The sequence below is a fragment of the Anaeromyxobacter sp. SG17 genome, assembly GCF_022690695.1.
Taxonomy (GTDB): domain Bacteria; phylum Myxococcota; class Myxococcia; order Myxococcales; family Anaeromyxobacteraceae; genus Anaeromyxobacter; species Anaeromyxobacter soli.
Genome location: NZ_JALCYX010000003.1, coordinates 104,959 through 129,824, shown reverse-complemented (window position 1 = coordinate 129,824; position 24,866 = coordinate 104,959). Strand labels below are relative to the sequence as shown.

General features: G+C 70.3%; 20 protein-coding genes. 8 read left to right on the top strand and 12 right to left on the bottom strand.

All coding sequences use genetic code 11. The annotated features are described in order from the left end of the window. Positions 1-101: 101 nt before the first annotated feature. A complete protein-coding gene (locus MNY60_RS02500) occupies positions 102-575 on the bottom strand; it encodes a VOC family protein (RefSeq protein ID WP_242359981.1) in 474 nt (157 codons plus the stop codon). A gap of 271 nt (positions 576-846) precedes the next feature. On the opposite strand from MNY60_RS02500, the gene MNY60_RS02495 reads away from it, so the two are divergent. From MNY60_RS02495 to MNY60_RS02475, 5 genes are all read left to right on the top strand, one after another. Then, entirely contained in the window at positions 847-1,467 is a 621-nt protein-coding gene (locus MNY60_RS02495; protein ID WP_242359980.1) for a cupin domain-containing protein, read from the top strand. Between the two features lie 184 nt (positions 1,468-1,651). Next, positions 1,652-1,987: a YciI family protein gene (locus MNY60_RS02490; RefSeq protein ID WP_242359979.1), complete on the top strand. Its 336-nt coding sequence runs from the start codon at positions 1,652-1,654 to the stop codon at positions 1,985-1,987. A gap of 1 nt (position 1,988) precedes the next feature. Next, positions 1,989-3,212: an RNA polymerase sigma factor gene (locus MNY60_RS02485; protein WP_277956811.1), complete on the top strand. Its 1,224-nt coding sequence runs from the start codon at positions 1,989-1,991 to the stop codon at positions 3,210-3,212. Between the two features lie 390 nt (positions 3,213-3,602). After that, positions 3,603-5,210 (top strand): hypothetical protein, encoded by a 1,608-nt coding sequence (locus MNY60_RS02480; protein WP_242359977.1) that lies wholly within the window; start codon positions 3,603-3,605, stop codon positions 5,208-5,210. Between the two features lie 11 nt (positions 5,211-5,221). Continuing rightward, a complete protein-coding gene (locus tag MNY60_RS02475) occupies positions 5,222-6,550 on the top strand; it encodes a hypothetical protein (protein WP_242359976.1) in 1,329 nt (442 codons plus the stop codon). 42 nt (positions 6,551-6,592) lie between these two features. Here the strand turns inward: MNY60_RS02475 and MNY60_RS02470 are convergent, their stop codons facing one another. The 8 genes from MNY60_RS02470 to MNY60_RS02435 all read right to left on the bottom strand — a co-directional run bounded on the left by MNY60_RS02470 (position 6,593) and on the right by MNY60_RS02435 (position 17,405). Continuing rightward, positions 6,593-9,223 (bottom strand): DUF4062 domain-containing protein, encoded by a 2,631-nt coding sequence (locus tag MNY60_RS02470; protein ID WP_242359975.1) that lies wholly within the window; start codon positions 9,221-9,223, stop codon positions 6,593-6,595. Positions 9,224-9,996: 773 nt separating this feature from the next. Then, the gene (locus tag MNY60_RS02465; RefSeq protein ID WP_242359974.1) at positions 9,997-11,148 is read right to left on the bottom strand and encodes a dipeptidase; all 1,152 of its coding nucleotides are present in this window, start codon (positions 11,146-11,148) and stop codon (positions 9,997-9,999) included. Between the two features lie 186 nt (positions 11,149-11,334). Further along, a complete protein-coding gene (locus MNY60_RS02460; RefSeq protein WP_242359973.1) occupies positions 11,335-12,069 on the bottom strand; it encodes an ABC transporter ATP-binding protein in 735 nt (244 codons plus the stop codon). Then, positions 12,066-13,652 (bottom strand): iron ABC transporter permease, encoded by a 1,587-nt coding sequence (locus MNY60_RS02455; RefSeq protein WP_242359972.1) that lies wholly within the window; start codon positions 13,650-13,652, stop codon positions 12,066-12,068. Before MNY60_RS02455 ends, MNY60_RS02460 begins: the two co-directional genes overlap by 4 nt. After that, positions 13,625-14,629, bottom strand: a complete 1,005-nt coding sequence (locus MNY60_RS02450; RefSeq protein ID WP_242359971.1) for an extracellular solute-binding protein — start codon at positions 14,627-14,629, stop codon at positions 13,625-13,627. The genes MNY60_RS02455 and MNY60_RS02450 overlap by 28 nt, the downstream gene beginning before the upstream one ends. Then, a complete protein-coding gene (locus MNY60_RS02445) occupies positions 14,626-15,276 on the bottom strand; it encodes a hypothetical protein (protein ID WP_242359970.1) in 651 nt (216 codons plus the stop codon). Before MNY60_RS02445 ends, MNY60_RS02450 begins: the two co-directional genes overlap by 4 nt. Before the next feature lie 126 nt (positions 15,277-15,402). Continuing rightward, entirely contained in the window at positions 15,403-16,455 is a 1,053-nt protein-coding gene (locus MNY60_RS02440) for a NapC/NirT family cytochrome c (protein ID WP_242359969.1), read from the bottom strand. 296 nt (positions 16,456-16,751) lie between these two features. Continuing rightward, positions 16,752-17,405 carry a hypothetical protein gene (locus MNY60_RS02435; RefSeq protein WP_242359968.1) on the bottom strand — a complete coding sequence of 218 codons (654 nt, stop codon included), beginning with the start codon at positions 17,403-17,405 and terminating at the stop codon, positions 16,752-16,754. 139 nt (positions 17,406-17,544) lie between these two features. On the opposite strand from MNY60_RS02435, the gene MNY60_RS02430 reads away from it, so the two are divergent. Both MNY60_RS02430 and MNY60_RS02425 read left to right on the top strand, forming a co-directional pair. Beyond that, on the top strand, positions 17,545-18,246 hold the full coding sequence (locus MNY60_RS02430) for a response regulator (RefSeq protein WP_242359967.1): 702 nt from the start codon (positions 17,545-17,547) through the stop codon (positions 18,244-18,246). Beyond that, a complete protein-coding gene (locus MNY60_RS02425) occupies positions 18,243-19,586 on the top strand; it encodes a cell wall metabolism sensor histidine kinase WalK (RefSeq protein ID WP_242359966.1) in 1,344 nt (447 codons plus the stop codon). Before MNY60_RS02430 ends, MNY60_RS02425 begins: the two co-directional genes overlap by 4 nt. A gap of 155 nt (positions 19,587-19,741) precedes the next feature. On the opposite strand, the gene MNY60_RS02420 is transcribed toward MNY60_RS02425, so the two are convergent. From MNY60_RS02420 to MNY60_RS02410, 3 genes are all read right to left on the bottom strand, one after another. Next, positions 19,742-20,893, bottom strand: a complete 1,152-nt coding sequence (locus MNY60_RS02420) for a chromate resistance protein ChrB domain-containing protein (protein ID WP_242359965.1) — start codon at positions 20,891-20,893, stop codon at positions 19,742-19,744. After that, complete coding sequence (locus tag MNY60_RS02415; RefSeq protein WP_242359964.1) at positions 20,894-21,592, bottom strand: RibD family protein; 699 nt, start codon at positions 21,590-21,592, stop codon at positions 20,894-20,896. It abuts the gene before it with no gap. A 94-nt stretch (positions 21,593-21,686) separates the two neighbouring features. Continuing rightward, on the bottom strand, positions 21,687-22,745 hold the full coding sequence (locus tag MNY60_RS02410; protein WP_242352318.1) for an NAD(P)-dependent alcohol dehydrogenase: 1,059 nt from the start codon (positions 22,743-22,745) through the stop codon (positions 21,687-21,689). A 312-nt stretch (positions 22,746-23,057) separates the two neighbouring features. Between MNY60_RS02410 and MNY60_RS02405 the strand changes: the two genes are divergently transcribed. Continuing rightward, complete coding sequence (locus MNY60_RS02405) at positions 23,058-24,680, top strand: sodium:proton antiporter (RefSeq protein WP_242352316.1); 1,623 nt, start codon at positions 23,058-23,060, stop codon at positions 24,678-24,680. The last annotated feature ends 186 nt before the right edge of the window (positions 24,681-24,866 follow it).

Genomic DNA, 24,866 nt, shown 5'->3' with positions numbered 1-24,866 from the left:
CCATCCTCGCGGAGTGGGACGTACGCGGTCTCCTGGGCTCAGCAGGCCCAGCGCGGCTCCCCATTCAGCAGGTCCGACGCGTGAACAGGAGAGTCGAAGCGTCAGCCACGCCTCGCAGCCTCGATCGTGGCGACGTCGATCTTCTTCATGGGCATCATCGCTTGGAAAGCGCGCCTCGCTTCCTCACCCCCTGCCGCGAGCGCTTCGGTCAAGACCCGCGGCGTGATCTGCCAGGACACGCCCCACCTGTCCTTGCACCACCCGCACGCGCTCTCCTGGCCACCATTGCCGACGATCGCGTTCCAGTAGCGATCGGTCTCTGCTTGGTCGTCGGTCGCGATCTGGAAAGAGAACGCTTCGCTGTGCTTGAACTCGGGCCCACCATTCAAGCCCATGCAATGCACCCCGGCTACGGTGAACTCGACCGTCAGCACGTCGCCCTTCTTGCCGCTGGGGTAGTCGCTGGGAGCGCGAAAGACGCGACCCATCGCGCTGTCTGGGAAGGTCTGGGCGTAGAAGCGGGCCGCGGCTTCGGCGTCCTTGTCGTACCACAGAACGATCGTGTTCTTGGCCATGTGCTCCTCCTCCGTCTCGCAACGGTCGCTATTGGGTTGGGGCCATGTGGGCCAGATGACGAGGGCAGTCGATTCGTGTGAGGTGCTAGTCGTAGCCGCCGCCCGCTGCACCAGGAATCGTCCAGCGCCCCTCGGTGCGACGACCGTCGGGAAGCGACGCCACTCCACGTTGAAGCCGCGCTCCGTGTCGCCGAGGACCGCGAAGCATCAGCGTGGGGCACGCAGCGGCCTCGTAGCGCGCAACGTGGCACCGCGCTAACACCACTGGGTCATGCCACGCGAGAAGAAGCGCGCTCCCATCCGTCTCCCTCCGGGCGCAGGCCGCGCGTACGCGATGGGCCCGGTGCACGCCGTCTTCAAGGCGGACGGCGAAGAGACGCGCAGGCGGTACTCGATCTCGGAGTGGTGGCTCGAGCCATACACGCGCGGTCCGGGCGCGCACGAGCATGAGGAGGACGACGTCTTCTTCGTGATCGAGGGGACGATGAGCTTCTTCGTGGGCGGCGCGTGGATCGACGCGCCGAAGGGTTCGCTCGTGATCGCGCCCGGAGGCACGACGCACGACTTCGAGAACCGCACCGCGAAGCCGGCGGGGGCGCTCAACTTCTCGGTGCCCGGCGACTTCGAGCCCGAGATGGCAGAGATCGCCGACTGGTTCCGCGCGCGTTCCCCCGCCGCGTCCCGCACGGCGAACGCGCCGCCGCGACCCAGGTCAGCGAAGTCCCCGGAGACCGTCGCCGCGAATCGGCCACGCGTGAACGCCGCCTGGCACGCACGTCATCCGATGCCGAAGCGCCCGACGATCGAGCAGCGGCTCGAATGGCACCGAGCGCACGCGAAGAACTGCGGCTGTAGCCCCATGCCAGCGAAGCTCCGGGCGATGTCGAGGTGACTCGCTACGCGCGCCTGCCTTCGGGGCGAGTCAACCCCGTGGGGCCGGGCCACTCGTGGAGCTGGACGCCGGGCATGCACCCATCCGGCGCCTCTGGTGCGCGAAATCAGCGTGTCCATTCGAGGACGTCCCAACGTCACCCGATCAGACCTGCGATGGAGCAGGTCATTCAGGAGGTCCGACGATGAAGTTCCTGTTTCTCTATCGAAAGTCACCCGATCCGGGCGATCAGCCTTCTCCCGCCGACATGCAGGCTGGCTACATGAAGTGGAAGGCCTGGATGACCAAGCACACGAAGGAGATCCTCGAACAGCCCCCTGCGCGCTCGGGCCCCAAGCCGGGCGGCGCATCGGCAGTGTGCAAGGCCGGCGCCGTGACCGACGGACCCTACGTCGAAGGCAAGGAGATCGTCGCAGGCTGGTCGTTCATCGAGGTCGAGTCGCTCGCGCGAGCGGTCGAGATCGCCAAGGAAGTTCCCATGTTTCCGAGCGTCGAGATCATCGAGATCACGTCGTTCTGACATGACGACGCCCGAGCTTCCAGAGCATTGGTTCCGCCGGGAGCTCGGGCGCTTGGTCTCAATTCTCTCGCGCCGATTCGGCGTCGATCGCATGGAGCTCTGCGAAGACGCCGCGCAGACCGCTCTTCTCCAGGCGACGCAATCGTGGTCGTCGAAGCTGCCCGACAACCCAGAAGCGTGGCTCTATCGGGTCGCGCACAACTACGTGCTCGACGAGCTTCGTCGCGAGAAACGAGGTGAGCGCTACCTCGCCGAAGTCCACGCCGACTACGCGCAGCAAGAGGTCCAGGACGACGTGCTTCGGCTGCTCTTCGTGTGCGCCGATCCTGCGATCCCGCCCGAGTCGCAGCTCGTGCTCGCGCTGAAGACCCTCTGCGGCTTCAGCACCGAGGAGATCGCGCTTCGGTTGTTCCAGAGCGAAGACGCCGTTCACAAGCGATTGCAGCGCGCCCGCGCCCGGCTACGCGAGCACGCGGAGGTGCAGGGCGTCGATCCGGAGCGTGTGCAGGGCGTCCTTCACATGCTCTATCTGCTCTTCAACGAGGGCTACAGCTCCGCGCAGCCCGATCGCGTGATCCGCCGCGAGCTCTGCGACGAAGCGCTTCGATTGGCGCTCGTGCTGAGGCGAGATCCCGCAGGAGCGCTCCCGGAGACGGACGCGCTCGTCGCGCTCATGTGCTTTCACGGAGCGCGCTTCGACGCTCGCGTGGACGGATGGGGAGGCCTCTTGCTCCTCGAGGAGCAGGATCGCTCGCACTGGGATCGCGAGCTCGTGGAGCGGGGGCTCGATCACCTCATGCGATCCGCACGCGGCGAGGCGGTCTCGCGATATCACGTCGAGGCCGGCATTGCGGCGCAGCACTGCCTAGCGCCCTCGTATGTCGACACCGACTGGGAGGAGATCGTTCGGCTCTACGAGGTGCTCGAGCGCGTCGCTCCGTCGCCGCTCAACGTCCTGAATCGCGCGATCGCGCTGGCCGCGTGGAAGGGGCCCGACGCGGGCCTCGCCGCGCTCGAGGCGTTCGAGGCGCCGAGCTGGCTCCTTGGTTTTTACTTGTGGGACGCGACGCTCGGCGAGCTTCATCGAAGGTGCGGGCATCGCGACCGCGCGCTCATGCATACGAAGCGCGCCCTCGAGGCCGCACCGACGAATCCCGAGAAGGCCCTGCTCGAACGGCGCCTGAACGAGATCTCCGCCCAGGAATCGGCCTCGTCGGGAAGATGATGAGGCGCCTGGCGGGGTGGACGGAGCGACGGCAGGCAGAGGCCGTGCCACGCCCGTCACTCGCCGACATGAGGGGCGATCTCGGGGTCGGTCCAATTGCTTGCGGAGCCCGGGTGCGACGCGTCGTGCCACTCGCTCACGCGTGCGCACGCTCGACCGGCGAGCTCGTCGTCCGGACACTTCTCGCGCCTTAGCGAGCCTCGGGCACGAGGCGTGGCGCGCTCGAAGTGCCGCATGCGCGCCCGTGGGGACGCGATTCGCACTCGCCGAAGGGAACGTAGCCCCGAACGCGAGAACCCGCGTAATCGATGTACGCGGTCGCTTCGCGGACTCACGATGATCGCGCTCGGCCTTGTCCCCCGGCCGCGGGTCTTCCGCGAGGGAGTTTCCATGGCTTCCAGGCAACTGCTCCTCGGCATCGGCGCCGCCGTCGCGGTGGCAGTCGGGGTCACTGGCTGCTCCTCGGGCGGTGAGGAGCCCTCGAACACCACCGGAGCGCAGTCGGCGACGCCTCCTGTTGCGGAGAGCCGCGAGAAGCGGGACGGCGTCGACGGCGGACGGGCGAGGGCGTTCCGTGCCGCGCTCGAGGCCGAGGGCTTCATCGTCCAGGATGGGCTGGCGACATTCGTGGACCCCATCGACGCCCTCGACCAGCACGCCATCGACTCCGCGTCGGGGTTCAACTTTCCCCAGTACTACAAGCGATTCGTGGTCCCCGCCCACCCGGACCAGGGGGGCGGGATCGACGAGGCGTCGGACGCCTTCAAGCTGGCGCCGAACGAGGCGATCGTTTACGCGGGTGGGACCCCGCCGCGAGGCGACTACTTCAGCTTCTGTCCGATGCTCTGGGCGAGGTACCCGGGCGTCCGGGTGACGGCGACCGGCGACTGGGTATTCGCGTCGCTCCGCGATCCGCTGAACGACCTGCGGATCCGTACCGAAGGGAGCGGAAACCCGTTCCACAAGAACACCATCGTAGTGTTCACGGCGGACGAGGGGATCTACGAGCGCGTCGCGAAGAGCGCCTGCGCTGCTGGGTATCCCGCCTCGATGCTGAACTCGTACGTGCTGCCCGGGGAGGAGCTGAGGATGGGCATCGGCGAGGACGCCGACACCCTGTTCTTCCTGCTGCGGACGGCGAACTTCACCAGCGAGGCCGAGGGGAGGCACTACCTGCACGACGACTCCTGGGCCAGGGTGTACCGGGTAACGCCGAGGGTGGCTCCCACGCTGCAGCCGTTCCCGACGCCCGCGTGGCGAGACCGGACCTTCACTCACGAGACCGTCCTGGTGCCGGGATTGCTGGAGGCACTGGATCGACTCGGGGGAGCGATCCTCGATCAGACGGCGGCGACGTCGTCGCGGCAGTTCGAGTCTGTCCGCTGGTTCGCGGACTCGAAGGACGTGCTGGAGGACGATCCGGCGTCTCCCGCGTTCCGCGCCTTCGTCGCCGGCGAGAGCTCCGACACCCCGTACTTCAGGACCGCGGAGGACGGCGCGCCGTCCGACTTCACGCTCGGCGACGACGACATGGTCGTCGTGTACGGCGTGAACCATGCCGCGATCGGAGTCGCGACGTACTCGAGCTTCGCCGTGTACGGCGACTGGGTGCGCTACCCGTGTCCGGACCCGGGAGCCGCACCGCGCTACCTCAACGGCTGTGGAGACCCGATCTGGAACGGCGTCGCGTCCATGAACAGCCACGACTTCGCCGGCAGCGCCGAGCGGTACCTCCCCGGCGACCCGATGGCGCGCTACCTCTACGCCGTCCGCGTCGTGAGGAAGGCCCGGGCCGCCGGGACGGATCCGTACCGCGTCGTCGTGCCGGAGCCGGACCCGAACCCGTACGGCTTCCCGGAACCCTCGGGGAATGGGATCCCCCTCGAGAACTCCATGATGATCGGGTACCGCGCCTACCTGAACCCGGTGACGCGATCGGGCCCGCGTCACGAGGACATCGTCCCGGATCGCGCGATCTGGTTCCGGCTCGCCGAGTAGCCATGCTTCGCATGACCGAGACGAACGCTCGAATCGATCAAGGGGAGGGAATCATGAAGGTACTCGCTCGAATGGGGATACCCGCGGCTCTCGTGACTTGCGCGATCGTGATCGGCCCCGGCGCCGCTCGCGGCCAGAACGTCGAAGAGTGTGCGTGGCCGATCGAGCTTTCACCGGAAGGATTCGGTAATGCAACGTCACCCGACACGGCCGCTCGATACTGGCTCATGCCCTTCGCCAACTACGACACGATGACGCTCGAGGGCACCTATCCTCATGCCCGCTTCTTCTCGTTCGTCGCCTACCAGACGAACAGCGAGAAGACGCCGACCGGCGTCATCGATGGCGATCTCCACGACGCCCAGATCACCCCTGATCCGGGCAGCGTCAATCCGTTCGTCGAACCCGGCGCCGCCAGCGGTACGTATACGGTCGTGATCTCGCGCGCCGGCCAGCCTCCCGGAAATACGATCACGGTCTCCTCGGACTTTGCCTGGCTGCTCTTGCGGATGTACGTGCCGGACGCGGATCCATCCGTTGGCGGTCACAACCTGATGGGCGGCGTGCCACTGCCCACCGTATCCGTGACGAGGAACGGCGCGAGTCAGCAATTGCAGCCATGCTCGCGGGTCAACAGGCTGACCGACGTGAGCGCCCTTCTTCAAGGGCTCTTCCCGGTCGACCTGACGGTGAGCGAAGGCACGCCAACTTCCGACCGGCTCTGGTTTGCGGCGCCGATTGCCCCGCCACCGTCGCTGCTTCCAAATCCAGAGAACAAGTATCTGGGCATGTTCCCGGGCGACTACCAGCCTGGGCGGATCATCGTCATCCATGGAAAGGCTCCGGGGTTTCCCGACACCTTCCACGGATCGTCGATCGCGACTCCGGCACGGGGTTTTCGCACCGTCGACCTGCGGTACTGGTCGATCTGCGAGGCCGATCTTGCGTTGCCGGTGCCGACGGTGGGCTGCGTGACCGACCTGACCGCCGATGTCGTGGGCGGCTATTACACGATCGTCATATCGGACGATCTGCTGCGCCCGGCCTGGCTGAGGCCCAACATCAGCTGGCTGCCGTGGGGCGACGAGCAGTATCCCAAGATGCTGTTCTTCCGAAACATGCTGCCTTCCCCCGACTTCCACCACTCCGTCCAGGATGCCGTCGCGGCCGATCCCCCTTGCACGTTCGCGCTCGTGTTGACGGGTACTCTGGACCGTTCCTCCGTGGACGAAGCGGGGAAGTGTGCCCAGGAAGTGATGGGCGACTATTACCCCGTTGCAACGTGGTGCGATAAGTCGACGTTCGTCGCTGGCGGAGTCCGGGCCTGTTTGAAGGAGTGATGGGAACCCCGGGCGCGGAGCGACCGGCGCAGCGAGCTCTCCTCACCCCGCCGCCACCTGGGACCCCGCCGCGCCGGCACCCGCGATCGCGGCGCGTCCGACCGCGACGGCGCGCGCCCCGCGGAGCACCAGGCCCTCGGCGTGGGCGGCCTCGAAGGCCGCCGCGCCGAGCGCCGCGCGGGCGTCCGCGGTGAGCCGGGAGCGAGCCGGATCGTCGAGGAGCCATGGCCGCGCTCCCACCGACCGGCGCGTGCCCTCCGCCGCGCCCAGCAGGAGCGCCGCGGTCCGCGCGACTCCCCTCTCGAACGCGACCGCCCCGGCCACGTCGAGCGCGCGCGCGATGCCCTCCGGGTTCTGGAGGGACGCGAGCACCGCCAGCGCCTCGTCCACCGCGGCGGCCGCGCGCTCGAGGCGCGCCTTCCCGACGTAGGCCCAGGCGAGCGAGAGCAGGCTCAGGCTCCGGATCATGAGCTCGCCCTTGCTCCGCATGCGCGCGGCGGCGCTCTCGTCGGCGGCGATGCCGTCCTCGAGGCGGCCCTGGAGCATGAGCACGCGACCGAGCACGATCAGGGCGAAGCACACGCCGAACGGGTGGCGCGAGCGCTCGAACGTCTCGAGCGCCTCCCGGATGGCGGTTTCCCCTCCCGCGGCATCCCCCGCGAGGCACCGCCCGAGGCCGAGGGGCACAGAGGCGATGGCGGCTCCGATCTCGTCCCCCACCTCGAGCAGCCCCGCGCGCGCCGCCGGGAGCGTCCGCGCCACCGCCGCGTAGTCGTTTTGCCCCACGGCCGCGAGCCCGATGACGAGCTGCGCGGTCGCGCGATCCCGGGGGGCCAAGCCTTCCGAGCGGAGCACCTCCTCCATCCAGCTCCGCGCCTCCGTGAAATGGCTCCGGATCCACCAGAACGGCCACAGGGCGAGACCCATCGCGGCCGCGGCGCCGGGCTGGTGCGCATCGAGGTGCCACCGCACCGCGGCGCGGACGTTGTCGAGCTCGTCCGACACGCTCGCGGCGAGCTCCGGCTCGCGGCTCAGGTCCCGCTCGAACGCGAGCCACCACTGCTCGACCCACTCGCGGAACCAAGCGGCGTGCCGGCGCCGGACCGGCTCCTCGTCGCCCGCGGCGCCGAGCTGCTCGAGCGCGAACTCCCGGATGCTCTCCAGCATCGTGAACCGGACGCTCCCCGCGCGGCCGTCGCCGCCGCGCACGAGGCTCTTGTCGAGCAGCGACGAGAGCACCTGGAGCAGGTCGCAGTTCGGCTCGCACACCACGTCGGCCGCATCCAGAGTGAACCCGCCGCGGAACACGCCGAGCCTCGAGAAGATGCGGCGCTCCTCCTGCGACAGCAGGCCGTGGCTCCAGGCGATGGTGGCGCGCAGCGTCCGCTGCCGCTCCGGCAGATCCCGCGGCCCGTGTACGAGGAAGCCGAGGCGCCGATCGAGGCGGGAGGCGATCTCGCACGCGCGCAGCATCCGGATCCGGGCGGCCGCGAGCTCGATCGCGAGCGGCAGCCCCTCGAGCCTCCTGCAGATCTCCACGACCGCCGCGGCGTTCTGCTCGTCCAGCGCGAACCCGGGGAGCGCCGCGCAGGCGCGATCGCGGAACAGCCGGACCGACTCCGACCCGAGCACCGCGCCGAGGTCGCACCCACAGCTCGGGTCCGGCAGCTTGAGGGGGCCCACCTCGTACCCGTGCTCGCCGCGCACGTTGAGGAGCTCACGGCTCGTGACGAGGACTCGCAGCCCGCGCGCCGTGGCGAGGAGCTTCGCCACCAGCGGCGCGGCGTCGATGACGTGCTCGAAGTTGTCGAGCACGAGCAGGACCCTGCGGTCGCGGAGATAGGCGACCAGCATCTCGAGGCGCGACAGGCCCGGGGTGTCCGCCACCCCGAGCGCCTCCGCCATCGCCCCGAGCACCTCCTCGGGGTAGGCCACCGCCTCGAGGAACACCGGGGTGATGCCGTCGCGGTAGCGGCACGAGAGCCCTCGCACCGCCTCGAACGCGAGGCGCGTCTTGCCGATCCCGCCCGGCCCGGTGAGCGTCACGAGCCGCGCCCGACCGGCGCACAGGAGCGCTCGTACCTCGTGGATGGCGTCCTCCCGCCCGACGAACGAGGTGGAGGAGACGGGTAGGCGCGAGGCGGGTTCCTCCTCGCGCGACGGCGTCGCGCCCGAGATGTCGAAGTGCTCGCTGAGTAGCGTCGCGAGGTCGTCCTCGAGCACCCTCCCGAGCTCGTCGGCGCTGTCGAATTCCTTGTACGAGGTCTGGTCCTCCTGGCGTATGCGCTCGAGCAGCGCGTCGAGAGGCGGCTCGCGATCCCCTGCGCGCTCGACGTAGAGCAGCTTCGGACGATCGCCTGAGAGCGCGTACTCGTCCTCGAGCCCGCTCACCGTCTGGTCGGGAGCGGTCCAGCCGTAGCGACGCGCATAGATCCCCACGAACACGTCGCTCTGCTCGAGATATGCGCGGTAGAGCGCACGCGGCGGGTACGGCCTCGCCCCCAGCTCGAACATCACCGGCGCGAGGTGTAGCCGCTCCACCGCGGCGCGCGCCGCCCTGCGCTCCGGCAGCAGATCGAGCGTCGAGCTGATGAAGACGCGCAGGCGCTGGTCCGGCGTCCGGATCGGCGTGGTCGGCGCGACACCTCGCCCCAGTGACACCGCGGTGCGCATTGCGCCCTCCGTCCCGACGCCGGTTGCGCAGCACCACGTTACCAAACCCGCACAGCGCGGACGGGTGAGACCCAAGTGATTGGCGAGCGTTCTGCTGCCGCGCGGGGAGGCGGCGGCGCTCGCCGGCGCATGCCTCGAGGACGCAGGCCAGAGGCTGCGCGCGGTCTTCCACTCCGCGGGCGCGCCTCCACCCGCTCCCGAGCGAGCAGTCGAGTCCTCGCAGCACACTCCCGTGAAGAGCGGGCGCTTATCGTTCGCGCGGCCGCCGCGGCGGCGACGCGATCGGCGGGGGTCGCGCCAAGGTCCACGTCGGTCTCCGACGTCGTCACGGCGACCGATGCGCTCAACGCGAATCCGGACGGCAGTCGACACCGAACGTCAACACCTTCGACCTCCTCATCACGAATGCGCTCGAGGCGCTCGAGGCGCGATTCCCGATCCGAGCCGCAAACGGCTCGAACCGGCCGCTCGCATCCGCCCCATCGGGCCACCATCTCGCGACGCGGCTATCGCCGCGCGTGAAATAGGCACATGGTGGTTACAGCCGCGATACTGCGGCGAGAGAAGGAGTCAAATGACAACCAACAACTCTTGGAGCACCTGGTCGCTTGGGACGAAGCTCACGGTCGGAATCGGAGGGATCCTCGCGGTCGTCCTCGTCCTCGTCCTGAACTTCGCCTGAGTCGCCGCGGGACGCGCCCGTCACGGGCGCGTTCCCCCAGCTCGGTTTTCGCCGCGAGCGCGTCGCTCGCGCCGCCTGCGCGTTCGAGCGCCTACCGCGCGCTTCCGCCCAGCTCGCGGGAGACGCGCTCGACGTCGCGGAGCACACGCAGGAAGTTGCCGCCCAGGATCTTGCGGACGTCGTCGGGCGAGTGGCCGCGGTCGAGCAGTGCGGCGGTGAGCTCCGGCAGGTCGGCCGGCGAGTCGATGCCCGCGGGCGGGACGATGCCGCCGTCGAAGTCGGTCCCGATCGCGACGTGATCCACGCCGGCCATCTTCACGAGGTGCTCGACGTGGTCGACGAGCACCGACAGCGGAGGGCGCGGCAGCTCGTAGCCGAGGCGCATCTCGAAGAGGAACGGAGACCACATCCTCGTAACGAGGTCGGCGTTCTCGAGCGAGCGGGTGAGCGCCTCGAGCTCGGGCGCGTGCGCCTTCTCGGCGGCGGCGACGCGCGCGGCGTATGCGGCGTCCAGGAAGGCCGAGTGGAAGTTGACGCCGACGACGCCGCCGTTCGCGGCGACGGCGCGGACGAGGTCGTCGGGTAGGTTCCGGCGGTGGTCGGCGAGCGCGCGGGCGCACGAGTGCGTCGCGAGGACCGGTGCCTTGCTCACCGCGATCGCCTGGGCCGCCGAGGCGTCCGAGAGGTGGGACAGATCGACGGCGATGCCGAGCCGGTTCATCTCGGCGATCGCGGCGCGGCCCAGAGCGGAGAGGCCACCGTGCCGGGGAGTGTCCGGCTTCCCCGCGTCGGCGAAGGCGGTGTGCGCGTTCCAGGTGAGCCCGACGTAACGGACGCCGAGCGCGTGCATCCGCGAGAGCTCGCCGACGTCTCCGCGGAGCGCCTCGCCGCCCTCGAGCCCGAGCAGCACTGCGATCTTCCCGGCGCGCCGGGCGGCGACGATCTCGTCGGCGCTCCCCGCGAGGACGAGCGCGTCGGAGTGGCGCGCCACCTGGGCGCGGACGGCCTCCGCGAGCGCGAGCGCGCGGGCGTGTGCGCCGGACTCCGGTAGCTCCGGCGCGTGCCAGAGCACGAAGAAGACGGCGCCGACGTTCCCGCGGCGGAGCGTCTCGAGATTCACCTGGCCGAAATCGCGGAGCGGCTCGCCGAGGTCGAAGTGCCGGTCGAGGAGCCGCTGCGGGGTGTCGAGGTGCAGGTCGATCACGAGGGCGTCGCGGTGGACCTCCTCGGCGGACGCAGGCACCCTCGGGGAGAGCCTCGTGGGCGCGCGGGGGCCGGAGCATGCTGCGCACAGGGTCATCGCGAGCAGGCAGGAGATCCGGGACATGGAGCCTCCATCCGGACTCGCAGCGTACACGATCCCAGCGGTCTTCGGAGACACGGTGCGCCCGCGCCCCAGCTCGAGGTGCTCGGGCGTGCCGCGCTGTGACTACGCGAGCGCCTGCAGGATCTGCCTGGCGAATGGCAGGTCCGTCCGCGAGCGCAGTCCGTCCAGGCTGCCCAGGTGGACGATCCGCCCCTCGTCGAGAAACGCCGTGTGATCCCCGAGCGCCTGCGCCTCCCGCGGATCGTGAGTGACGTAGAGAGCGGTGGCCTTGCGTTCGCCGAGGAGCTCGCGAAAGAACGAGAGCAGCTCTTGCTTGAGACCGACGTCCAGGTTCGAGAGCGGCTCGTCGAGCAGGACCGCGCGCGGGTCGAGCACGAGCGCCCGGGCGATGGCGACGCGCTGGCGCTCGCCACCTGAAAGCTCGCCGGGATGGCGACGCTCCTTTGCGGAGAGGCCGACGCGGGCGAGGATCGCGGCGATTCGGTCCTCCCGCTCGGCTCGCGTCACGTTTCTTCCAGCGAGCCCGAAGGCGAGATTCCCGTGGACCGTGAGGTGGGGCCAGAGGGCGAGGTCCTGGAAGACCATCGCGATCTCCCTCTCCTCGGGCGCGATCACGATCCGCCCTGGCTCGCTCACCAGCGCGTCCCCGATGCGCACGACGCCCGACTGCGGACGGACGAAGCCCGCCACGACTCTCAGGAGAGTCGTCTTCCCCGACCCCGAGCTGCCGAGGACCGAGAGGATCGCGCCGGCCGGCACCCGCAACGAGACCTCGTCGAGAACCTTTCGACCCTGGCGAAGCACGGCGACGCCGTCGAGCTCGATGGACGTGCTCACGCCTTCCTCCGAAAGAGAAGAACGGATCCTGCGACGAGCACCGCGGCCGTCATCGCCACGTGGACGCACGACAACGCCGCCACGACCGACTCCGGCCCGTTGGCCTCGAGCGTGAAGATCCGGACCGTCAGCGGCTCCTGGCCCGCCGGATAGAGCAGGACCGCCGTCTCGAGGTCTCGCAGGCAGAAGACGACGGCGAGGAGCCACGCGGCTGCGAGCCCGCGCCCGTGGAGCGGTACGAGGATCCGGCCCAGGCGGCGAAAGAAGCGCGCGCCGGCGATCGCCGCCGCCTCCTCGTAGTGCTCCGACCCCTGCGAAAAGGACACCGCCGTGGTCCGGAGGCCCACGGCGCCATACCGCGCCGCGAACGCCAGGGCGACGATGGCGCTCGTACCGTAGACGGCCTGGAGGGAGGGGCGATTCCAGGTGGCGATGAGGCCCACGCCCAGCACCGAAGCCGGCGTCACGAACGCCAGCACGGCGAGCGCGTCGAGCCCCACGCCGAAGCGGCGGCGTCGCGCCGCGGCGTGACCGATCACGACGGCGAGCGCGAGGACCAACGTCCCTGCGATCAGCGCATCGAGAAGGCTGTTCCACGCGCTCGTTCCGATCCACCGCGGCAGCTCCGCGAAGCCGCCGCCGCGGGCGGCCCGGGCGGCGAGCGCCGCGATGGGCGCGAGGGGCAGCAGCGCCGCGGCGGTCACGAAGACGGTCGCGGCGGGGCGCCAGCGGCCGAGATGCAGCTCGGGGACCTCGCGGCTCCGCGCACCCAGCACCGCGAAGGATCGCCGTCCGGCGACGCGTCGCTCGAAGACGAGCAGCCCGACGGCGACCGCGAAGAGCGGCAGCGCCAGCGCGAAGGCCTCTCCGGGCGCGTAGTCGGCGCCTCCGAGCCGCGAGAAGACCATTCCCGGGTAGACGGCCACCCGCAGGAACATCGGGACGCCGAGCTCGGAGAACGCGAGCGAGAAGACGATCAGTGCCGCGAGCGCGACGGCCGGCCGGATGAGCGGGAGGAGGATCCACGTCGCGGCGCGTCGGGGTCCCGCGACGAGGAGCGCCGCTTCCTCCAGCGTCGGATCGACGCCCTGCAGGGCGACGGCGGCGAGCGAGGTGGCGATTGGCGCGAGCGCGAGCGCCAGGACGATGACGGCCCCCGGCGCAGAAAAGAGGATGCGAGCGCCGAGGTCGGAGCCGACGAGGCCGCCGCGGCCGAACAGATGGAACCACCCCAGCGCGAGCAGGAAGGGCGGCACGAACAGCGGGAACGCATGCAGCCAGAGCGCGACGCGCCGGAGCGGGACGTCCGCGCGGCCGAGCAGCAACCCCAGCGGCAGCCCCACCGCGAGCGAGAGGACGGTCACTGCGGATGCGAGCCCGAACGATGACAGGAAGAGGCCCCAGGTCCGGTGCGCGGAGAGCGCTTGCGCCGCATGGCGGAGAGCGCCGCCCTTCGCGAGCTCGCAGCCCAGGAACACGATTGGCGCGAGCGCCAGCGCGGCGAGGGTGATCCCGGCCGCGATGAGGAGGAGGGGCTCCTCCCGGCGCCGTAGCGCTATAGCCCAGCCCATTCCCGGAGCCATGGCTGGAGCCGCTCCATCGTGTCGGCGACCTTCGAGTAGTCGATCTGCATGGTCTTGATCTCGCTCGCACGCTTTCCACCCGGCGCAGGGTCGACACCGGCCCGCAGCGGGATGTGCGCGGCGGCGTCGACGAGCTTCTGCTCGGCGGGAGCGGAGAGGAGGTAATCGACGAGCCTCCGCGCCTCCTCGGCGTGTGGCCCCGCGAGCGACACCACCGCGGTAGGCATCAGCAGGGTGCCCATCCCATCCTGATCGGGGTAGACGATCTCGATCGGCGCGCCGTCGTGGAGCGCCTCGGCCGCATCGTCGGTGTCGGCGAGGCCGAAGGCCACCTCGCCCGAGGCGACGAGGCGCTTCACCTCGCCGTTCGAGCTCGCGATCCGGCACCCGTTCGCCTTGAGCCGCGTGAGGAAGGCCTTCAGCGCGTCATCGCCCCATGCGTCCGCGAGCGCGGCGACGTGCATGGTGGTCGTGCCGAAGAGCGGGTTCGCGATCGCCGTCTGGCCCTTCCACCTCGGGTCCGCGAGGTCACGAACGGATCGAGGCATCTCGTCCGGCTTCACGCGGGTCTTGTTCACGAGGAGGAGGCGCGCCCTCGCGGCGCCACCGGTCCAGGTCCCGTCGGCTGCCTTGAAGGCCGGCGGTACCGCTGCGGCCTGCGGCGAGACGTACGCCTGAGCGAGCCCCCGCTTCACGAGCAGCTGCGGTCGGACGGGGTCCCCCGACCAGAACACGTCGGCCTGTGGGCTCCTCGCCTCGGCGATGATCCGGTTGAGGACCCCGGTGCTCTTCGTCTCCTCGGTGTCGAAGACGGCCCGGACCTTCACGCCGCTCTGGCGCTCGAAGTCGCGCAGGATGGGCTCCGTGAAGACCTGGTCGATCGACAGATACACGACGACCTCGCGCGAGCGGCTCCGGCAGCCGGCGGCGGCCGCCAAGGCGAGGGCGAGGCAGAAGAGCGATCGGCGTTGAATCATCTCGGGACTCCCACGCTGAAACCCCAGGTCAGCCCGGCGCGGATCTCGGTGATGTCGATCCCGCCGGCGCGCGAGAGTCGCACGCCGGCATCGAGCGAGAGGCCGTCCGAAACGCGCCAGATCGATCCGACGAGGCCGGAGACCGTCGTCGGTTCGTCACGTCCCCACTCCACGAATGCTTCCGCGACGGGGCGAACGGGCCAGGCGGCGTGACCTTCGAGGATGACGCCGCCGAACACGCCGGGGGTGTGCGCGCGGGTCCAGGCGCCGGCGCCGTTCACGTGGACGGTGAGATCACGCCAGCGCTGCGACACGACGAGCGCGCCCTCTGCCCCGACGCCGGGGTCGCCGTTGACGGTGGGGAGCAGGGCGGAGATCTCCGTCGCGACGCTCAGCCCATTTTTCTGCTGGAGGCTGCCTTCGCGCAGGACCCCCTTCAGCGAGAAGGCGGTGTCTTCGACGCGCAAGCGCGGCTCCTGGAGGTCGCTCCCGAGGTGCACGAGATGGCGCCCTTCGAGCACCGCCTCCCAGCGATCCGCGAAGCCCCAGTTGAGGATGAGGCTCGGCGCGACCAGCGTCTTGTCGGGCCCCTGCACCAGGTACCCGAGAGGACCGAACTCGATCTCCATCTCACCCTTCGCTGCCACCGCGGCGTCCGTCGAGTTGAACGGTCGGTACGCGCTCGCCGTGAGTGGCCATGCCGCTGCGAGCGCGAACCAGGAGAGAAGGAGAGCGCGCCGAATCCACGATGTCGTTCTCACGACCGTCGTTCCTCAGTGGCCCGCCTTCACCTGAAGCGGCAAGGTGAACCGCGAGATCTCCCGCTGGTCTTCCTTGAACGTCCGGTCGTTGTAACGGTTGAGGTCGTACACGAGGTTCGCCTCGAGGACGTAGCTGCCGTCGCGGAGCTCGGGCTGCCAGGTCAGGACCCGCTCCTCGCCGGCCCGGACAGGCGCCTCGTGCGGGCCCTGCTCGTCCGCCTGGGTCGCGGCGATGTGGTCGGGACGCTTCTTGTCCTCCTCCAGGAAGGACCGGTCGTCGGGGCGCGGGCCGTACCAGGGCGCGAACATCCACTCGCGCGTGGCGAGGACCTTCCCCTTGCGATCGAGGACCCGCGTCTGGAGGTAGATGGCACGCCGGTTCGAGCCGGTGGGGACGGAGTGCCCAGCGCCGACGTTGATCACGTGGAGCTCCACGTTCGCGCGGTCCTGCTGCGGCTGCAGCATGACGAGCGAAAGGGCACTGCCGAGCCGCTGGCCGGAGTGACCGCCGGTCCAGAGGTGGCGCGCGACCGCGCGCACCGGGACGTCCGCGCCCTCGGCGGTCTTTCGCTGCGTCCGCGGCATGTGGCAGTCCTGGCACTGCTGGCGACCGAGACCCGGCGCGGCGAAGTCGTCACGCCACTCGAGATAGGTCTGGGTCTGCTTGCCCGGGACGCGCTTGCCCATGGAATGGCAGAACGCGCACATCTCCGAGCTCGACATCCGCTCGTCGGCGAGGGTCGCGTGCGGCGCGTCGACCTTGTGCGGCCCCCGGATCTTCCCTTCGGGGGTCAGGTGGCAGGAGGCGCAGGTGATGCCCTCGCCCTGCGCCTCAGCGCGGGGTGCCGGCTTCACGATCTCGAGCGCGGTGCGCTCCGGAATCGCGAACGGCTGCGGGAGGTGGCAGACGTTGCACTTCTTGCCTTCCTCCTCGGCCTCTCGCGCGTGGATGGGCCACGGATCGGTCCCGGAGACGGCGTGCGCACTCGCCGCGACCGACGTGCCGGCGGGCATCTCGAGGACCTTGTCACCCTGCGCGCGCAGCCTGACGCCGGGGTATCGCATGTCGCTCCCGAACCCCTCGGCGTACTCACGATAGATGGCCTGATGGCAGGCGCCGCAGTCGGCGGACGGCGTCGCGGTCCCCTTGGGGAAGTCCCTGGACGGCGTGATGGCCGGGGCCGCGGGTGCGGTCGGAGGGGCAGCGGGCGCGGGGGATGCGGGACCGGTGGGTGCGGGTGCCTGCGCTCGGGCAGCGGACCCCGTGAGGACGAGCGAGGCGAGGACGGCGGTGAGGGGCTTCACGATAAGGCTCCTGTCGTTTGAGCTGCGGGACGGAGAATCAGCGGCAGCGAGAGGCGCTATGGAAGCCCGATCACCGACAGCGCGTCGAAGGACGTGACCGAGTCGGCCTTCGTCCAAACACCGACCTTCCCGGCGTCCTTGAACGTGTCGTCCGTCGCGTCGATGATCGGCTTCCCTTCCCAGGAGACCTGGAGCCGGTTGCCGCGCGCCTCGACCGCCAGCGTGTGCCAGGCCCCGGACACGACCCGTCCGCTCCAGCCCTTGATCTGCCGGCGCCGCCCGTCGACCACGCGGTACAGGTTCACGTTGTCCTCGAGCGCGTTGGCCCGGGCCAGGTAGTAGTTGTCCGCGTCGCGGTAGCGGATGACGAGTCCGCAGGCCTGGTCGACCTTCCCCGCCACCGGCTTGCACCGGACCTCGGCGCGAAGATCCCTGAGCACGGGTGCGTCGGCGGCCGCCACCGGGAAGCGGGAGTCGGTCCCGTCCTCATCGACCTGGGCCAGCACGTGATCGCCGGCGGGGGCGGAGGCGTCGAGCTGAATGACCCACTCTCCGGGACGGCCCTCGCCCGTCCGGCCGAGGGAGAAGCCGGCGGGCGGTGAGCCCACGGCATCTCCCTGGAAGTCCCAGGTCTTCCCAGCGGCCTGCGCCAGCGCCGGTCCTGCGAGCGCGACGGACGCCAGCGCAACAACACCGATCGTTCGAAGCATTGAACATCTCCTTTTCCTCGGTCGGAGCGAGCCGCTCCGCGAGAGCCAAGGATGGGGCAATTGCGCTCGCGGAGCTCCTGAAGACTCCCTGACAGCGCTGTCAGGATTCGTCTGCCATGGCGCCGCTATACTTTCGATCGTGCATGCCGAAGCTCCCCCGAGAGTCCTGATCGTCGAGGACGAGACGAAGGTGGCGCGGGCGCTCGCCGACGGGCTCGGCGCCGAGCGCTTCGAGACGCGCGTCGCGGCGAGCGGGGAGGACGGGTTCTTCCTCGTCTCGAACGAGTCGTTCGATCTCATCCTGCTCGATCTCATGCTCCCGCAGCGCGGCGGCCTCGAGATCCTCGCGGCGCTCCGGGCTCGCGGTCTTCAGACCCCGGTGCTGATCCTCACGGCCAAGGACACCGTCGAGGACCGGGTCCTGGGCCTCGACGTCGGCGCGGACGACTACCTCGTGAAGCCCTTCGCCTTCCCCGAGCTGCTGGCTCGCATCCGGGCCCTGCTCCGCCGCGGCAGGCTCGATCCGGCGTCGAAGCTCCGGCACGAAGACCTCGAGCTCGACCCCGTGAGTCGAGCCGTCGAGCGCGGTTCGCGGGCGCTGGAGCTCACGGCCAAGGAGTTCGAGATCCTCGAGTACCTGCTCCGCCACCAGGGGCGCGTGGTCTCGCGCGAGATGCTCGCGCGGGACGTCTGGAAGGTGACCGCGCGCGCGACGCCGCTCGACAACGTGATCGACGTGACCATCGCGCGGCTGCGCCGGAAGGTCGACGATCCGTTCCCGAGGAAGCTCGTCCACACCATCCGTGGCGTCGGCTTCGTGCTGGGCGTGGAGCCGCGATGACGCTCCGGCCGCAGAGCGTCCGCGCACGTCTCGCGCTGTGGCACGCGGGCGTGCTGACCCTGATCGTCTGCGCCTTCTCCGGTGCGGTCTACGCGCTCGTCCGAGCCCAGCTCTTCCGCGATCTCGATGCCCGGCTGGCGCGCGACGTCGCGACGATCGAGCGAACCTATCGGGAGGCCGACTACGATCTCGCGGAGGTCGAGACCCGCGCCGGTGTCGAGCTCTTCGAGGTCACCAACGCCGGAAGCGTCCTTTATCGAACGGCTGCCTGGACGAGGATCGGGCTCGACCGGGCGGCGCTGACCGAGGCCATGCCGGCCACCTGGTCCTCGCCGCAAGGGCACTCCTATCGGATCGAGACGAGGTCGTGGCACGAGCTCCGGATCGCGGTCGCGACCGACGAGGCGCTCACTCTCCGCGCTCTGGGCCGGCTCGCGCTCATTCTCGCGCTCGGCATCCCCTGCGCCGCGATCGGCGCGCTGGCAGGCGGGTACCTCCTCGCCGGCCGCGTCCTGGCGCCAGTCGGCGCCATGGCCAGGCACGCTCGGCGCATCACTGCCGAGTCGCTCGAGGCACGGCTGCCGGTCGAAGACCCTCGCGACGAGTTCGGCCAGCTGGCGGGCGTGTTCAACGACACGCTGGCCCGGCTGCATGACGCGTTCGAGCGCCTCCGCCGCTTCACCTCCGACGCCTCGCACGAGCTCCGGACGCCGCTCACCGCGATGCGGAGCGTGGGGGAGGTGGCGCTGCAGGGCGCGCGCGATCCGGCAGCCTACCGCGAGGTCATCGGCAGCATGCTGGAGGAAGTCGAACGGCTGACGAGGCTCGTCGAGGGCCTGCTCCTCCTGACCCGCGCCGACGCGGGACGCATCCAGGCTGCGCAGGCGGTGGTGGATCTGGGCGCGCTCGCGACGAGCGCTGCGGAGCACCTCCGAGTTCTCGCCGAGGAGAAGGGGCAGGAGCTGACGGTCGACGCCCCTCCCGCGGTTCAGGCGCGGTGCGATCCGGCGTTGGTCCGGCAGGGAGTCGTGAACCTCCTGGACAACGCGATCAAGTACACGCCGCAGAGCGGCTCGATTCGTGTGGTGGTCGAGGTCCTGCCTTCTGGTGAGCCAGCCGTCGAGGTGAGAGACACCGGTCCCGGGATCGCACCGGCGCACCTGGAGCGGATCTTCGAGCGCTTCTACCGGGTGGACGCCGACCGGGCGAGGCAAGCTGGCGGAATGGGGCTCGGCCTCGCCATCGCGCGGTCGGTCATCGCGGCGAACGGCGGCCGGATCGAGGTCGAGAGCACCGAGGGAGACGGGAGCGTCTTTCGAATGGTGCTGCCCGCCGTGTGACGACCGGCTGGATCCGTCCCTCATGAGAGCGCTCCTCCGAAGAGGCCTGGAGCGAAGGCGCGGAGAAGGCCGAGCGCTCCCCCCCGCCGCCACGACGACGACGACGTTCAGCCGCCACTTCCAGAAGGTGAGTTCTCCTTCTGCGCGTCGAGCGATCAGCGCCTGGTGGCGCCGCTGTGCACGGCGTACAGGTCGTCGAACAGCGCCGTGCCGCGGGCGAGGCGCTGCTCGTCGTCGGCATGCGCGGCAGCGATGCCCGCGACGAGCTGCCCGATGCCAGGCGCCTCCTCGCGGCCGTACTTCGCGTCCTTCACGTCGATGTCGTGGACGATCTCGGCGATCGCGCGGAGGGCGGGATCGGTGAGGCCGAATCGCCGCACGAGCACCTCGAACGTGCACAGCTCGCCCTCGTGAGTGAACTCCGATTCGAACATGTCGAAGCGAAGCTCGCCCTCTTCCGGGCGATACCCCTTCGCCGGGACGAACTTGAAGCGCGCCTCCGGATCGATGAACTTCCGGATGAGCCATGCGCTCGCCATCCGGTCCACCTTGATCCCGGTGCGTGTCACCCAGGTGCGGCCTTGGTGCTGCTCACGAGCCAGCGACGCCTTCGCCGGCTCCGTTCCTTCGACGGGCCTCATGCGTGCCTCCATTCCGGACAGGAGGCCATCGACGACCTCGCGCCCGGGTGCTCCGAAGAAGTCGATCGCGGCGAGCTCGGTCGCGCGCTGGCGGAGGCGTGCAACCTGCCTTACGAGCTCGGCGCGGCGGTCCTCGGGAACGACGCCTCGCTTCGGAAGAGCTGCCGCGATGGCGCGCGCCTGCTCCGCGAGGTGGCGGAAGTCGGCCTCGCGCTCCGACTGGAACCGCTCGATCACCCGCTCGTCGGAGAGGCCTTCGATGAACCGGGCCTCGACGATCGACGCGTCGCCGCCGCCCTTGACGACCTCGCGAAGGACCCACTGGAAGTCCTCCTGCGACTCGTCGTCGTAGGGCAGGGCGTAGACCGAGTTCTTGATGGCGACCGCCCCGATGCGAGCCAGGTGCCGGCCGATCTTGACCCGCAGATAGGCTGGTGTCGGCGGGATCTGGTGGATCAGCAGCATCCAGCGCGCCTCCGGCCGGGCGGGGGGACTCTCACGTTTCTTCAAGGCGCTCAACTGTGTCGGTGATGTAGCAAGTGAATCATTGGTGCGCGAGACCCGGACGGGACGGACTCCGAGCGTGCAGGCCTCCGCGCAACCGCGCGGTGCCGAGACGGGCCGGTGAGCGTGGGCGGTCGTCAGCGGAGGTGATCTCGGGCGCATTCACCTGTGGCCCGAGCTCCGGATCCGATACCGGACCCAGAGCAGGTCGCCGCGACGACGCTCGACGGACACGAGCTTCAGGTGGCGCGCTGGCCCGGGCCCTTCACGCGCGTCGAAGAGCGTCGGCGTGCCGACCCCGCCGTCGGCGACGGGAGCGACGAGGACGCTGAGCTCGTCGATGACGCCGGCTGCCAGGAACGAGCCGTTGATCTTTCCGCCGCCCTCGAGGAGCAGCCGTCGAATTCCGAACCGGGATCGCAGCTTGCGGAGCACGGTGGGAACGTCGATCCGGCTCTTTCCGCCGAACAGGTAGGAGACGCCGCGCGCGCGCAGGAACGCGAGGTAGCGATCCGGGACCTGCTCCGTGAGCACCGTCACGGCGTGCTCCCCGTCGATCGCGGCCGATTCCCAGCGCAGCTTCCCGCCGGGATCGATCGCGACGGCGTACGAGGGGGCGTCGGAGCGCGCGACGAAGTCCGTCCGCGGGAGGCGGGCGCCGCGCGTGGACGCCGGCAGCCTCGCCTTCCCCGCGTAGGGCTCCATCGAGATGCGGCCGATGATCCAGGCGTCCGCCTGGAACGACGCGGCGGTGCGCTCGTACTCCGCGAGGAGCCCATGCGGCAGGCGCCAGCCGTCGGTGACGATCCGTCCATCGACGGACGGGACCATGTGACAGATCACGTAAGGACGCTTCGTCATGACGGGCTCACCGACCGTACTGCGCGGGCGGTGGAGCGAGGACGGAGAGGGAGACGATCGCTGCGAGCAGGTTCATGTCGCCGGCCTCGACGGCCTACGCCGCCTTCAGGGAAGCCATGTCGATCGAGAAGCGGTACTTCACGTCCGACCGCAGCATCCGCTCGTACGCCTCGTTCACCTTCTGCACCGGGATCACCTCGACGTCGGCGGTGATGCCGTGCTTGCCGCAGAAGTCGAGCATCTCCTGCGTCTCCGGGATGCCGCCGATGGGCGAGCCGGAGATGCTGCGGCGGCCCAGGATCAGCCCGAAGGCGGCGAGGGCGGACGGCCTCTCCGGCGCGCCGACGAGCGTGAGGGTGCCGTCGCGCCGGAGGAGCTGGACGTACGCGTTGAGGTCGTGCTCGGCGGAGACCGTGTCGAGGATGAAGTCGAAGCTGGCCGCGTGCTTCCGCATCTCGTCGGCGTTGCGCGACACGACGGCCTCGTGCGCGCCGAGGCGCAACGCGTCCTCCTTCTTGCTGGGCGAGGTCGTGAAGGCGACGACGTGGGCGCCGAGCGCGCGGGCGAACTTCACGCCCATGTGGCCGAGCCCGCCGATGCCGACGACGCCGACCTTCTTTCCCTTCGTGACACCCCAGTGGCGCAGCGGCGACCAGGTCGTGATGCCGGCGCAGAGCAGCGGCGCGACGCCGGCGAGGTCGAGGTTCGAGGGGACACGCAGGACGAAGCGCTCGTCGACGACGATCCCGTCCGAGTAGCCACCGTAGGTGACGCCGCCGAGGTGCTTGTCCGGCGCGTTGTAGGTGAGGACCTGGCCGGGGCAGAACTGCTCGAGCCCGGCCTGGCACTCGGGGCAGGTGCGATCCGAGTCGACGAGGCAGCCGACGGCGGCGAGGTCGCCGGTCGCGAACTTCGTCACGGCGGAACCGACCCTCGTCACGCGACCGACGATCTCGTGGCCGGGAACGCACGGGTACACCGTGGACATCAGGCTGCTCCACTCGTTCCGGACGGTGTGGAGATCGGAGTGGCAGATCCCGCAGAACAGGATCTCGAGCTGAACGTCATGCGGGGTCGGATCGCGACGGGCGATGGTGGTAGGGGCGAGCGGCGCGGTCGCGCTCGCCGCGGAGTAGGCCTTGGCGTGGAACATGGACTGTTTCTCCCTTCGGGGTGCGCTGCGGCCCTGCACGGAGCCGGGCGACGCCGTGAAACCTACGCGCGCGCCGAGCCCCGCGAAACGGGCGAGAAGTGGATGGGCCGTTCAGGAAAGCTTCACGAAATGCAGGACTCCACCGGCTTACCGTGAGGAGGGGAGGGATGGAGCGTCAGCCTCGAACGATCCCGCAGCCCGTTACTCAGCCGGGCGAGCACGAGAAGGGCGGCTCTGACTCGCGGTCGGCCCGACCCGTGCGGAGCGGGCGCCTGAATTGCGGACGCGTGTGCCACCGCACAACCCTACGGCATGGTCGTCTTCGAGATCGTCATCGCCTTGCTGCTCGCGGGCGCCGGCCTGACCGCTTTGTCGCGGCGCATGGGGACGCCGTACCCCGCGATGCTGGCGCTCGCCGGCGCTGCCCTGGCGCTCGTCCCCGGCACTCCGACGCTGGTGCTCGAGCCCGATCTGGCGCTGACGCTCTTCGTCGCGCCGGTGCTCCTCGACGCCGCGTTCGATTCGTCCGCGCGCGATCTTCGCGCCAACTGGCGGTCCGTTGCCGGGCTCGCCGTGGGCGCCGTCGCCTTGACCGTCGCCCTCGTGGCGGTGGTGGCCCGGGCGGTCGTGCCGGACATGCCGTGGGCCGCCGCGGTGGCGCTCGGCGCGATCGTCGCTCCACCCGACGCGGCAGCCGCGATGGCGGTCCTGGGGCAGCTCCGCCCGCCGCACCGCCTCCTCGTGATCCTCGAGGGCGAGAGCCTCTTCAACGACGCGACCGCGCTCCTCGTCTTCCGGCTCGCGCTCGGCGCCGCACTCGCGGGCTCGGTGTCCCCGGTGAAGGCCATCCCGCTGCTCGTCGTGGTGACCGCCGGCAGCGTGGTGCTCGGGTACGTGCTGTCGCGCGTGATCGTACCGCTCACCGCGCGGATCCAGGACGTGCCCATCGCGGTCGTCGTCCAGTTCTGCGGCACGTTCGCCGTGTGGATGCTCGCGGAGCGCCTCCACCTCTCGGGCATCCTCACCGTCGTCGTCTTCGCGATGGCGAGCACGCGGGCCGCGTCGCGTTCCGTTCCCGCGCGGGTCCGGGTCCCGTCGTACGCGGTGTGGGAGTTCGCGGTCTTCGTCTTGAACGTGCTCGCGTTCATCCTCGTCGGGTTCCAGCTCAAGGCGATCCTGGGCCGGATCGACGCGGCCACGCTGGCTCGCTACGTCGTGGTCGCGGCGGCAGTCTGCGCCGCCACCATCCTCGCGCGCATCGTCTGGGTCTCCGGCGCAGCCGCGGTCAGCCGGTGGCGGTGCCGTCCCGCTGCCGAGGGCGAGGAGCCGCGCCGCGACGCCGTCGGGCTGTCGCCCCGCGCGGCGGCCGTCGTCGGGTGGTGCGGGATGCGCGGGATCGTCACGCTCGCCGCGGCGCTCGCGCTTCCCGCGGGAGGAGGCGGCGGGGCGGCGTTCCCGTACCGCGACCTGGTCCTGTTCACGGCGTTCTCGGTCGTGCTCGGCACGCTCGTCGTTCAGGGGCTGACGCTCCGGCCTCTGATGAGCGCGCTGCGGCTGCGGGATGACGGCGAGATCGAGCGCGAGCTGCGCCTGGCTCGCGTGGAGGCGCTGCGGGCGTCGGTCGCGGCGGCGGGAGAGGCGCCCGGTGACGACATGTCGAGCATGCTGCGCCGCCGCTACGAGGTGCTGCTCCGCCGCGCCGAAGCCGACAACGCCGGCGGGGCGGTGGGCGCGGATGGGCAAGAGGGGCAGCGGCTCGACGTCGGGACGGACCTGGTACGCAAGGCGACGGCCGCCGCGCGCAGCCGGATCCTCGCGCTGCGGGCGGACGGCACGATCGGCGACGCTGCGTTCCAGCGCGTCGAGCAGGAGCTCGACCGGGAGGAGCTGAACTTCCAGCCCCTCGGACCGGACGAGGCGGCTGCCGCGCGCTGACGTGGCGGCGCCAACGGGCCCGCGCGAGCCGCGCCTCGAGCGACCGCGCGTCCGCAAGGAGCGGCGCGTTCGCGTCCGCGCGCCGCCACGCCCGCAGGAGCTCGTCCAGGCGTTGAGGTCGCGCTCGCGCTCGAAGTACTCGCCGGTCTCGCTGAGGTGCCAGCGGACGTCGCCCGCCTGGAACAG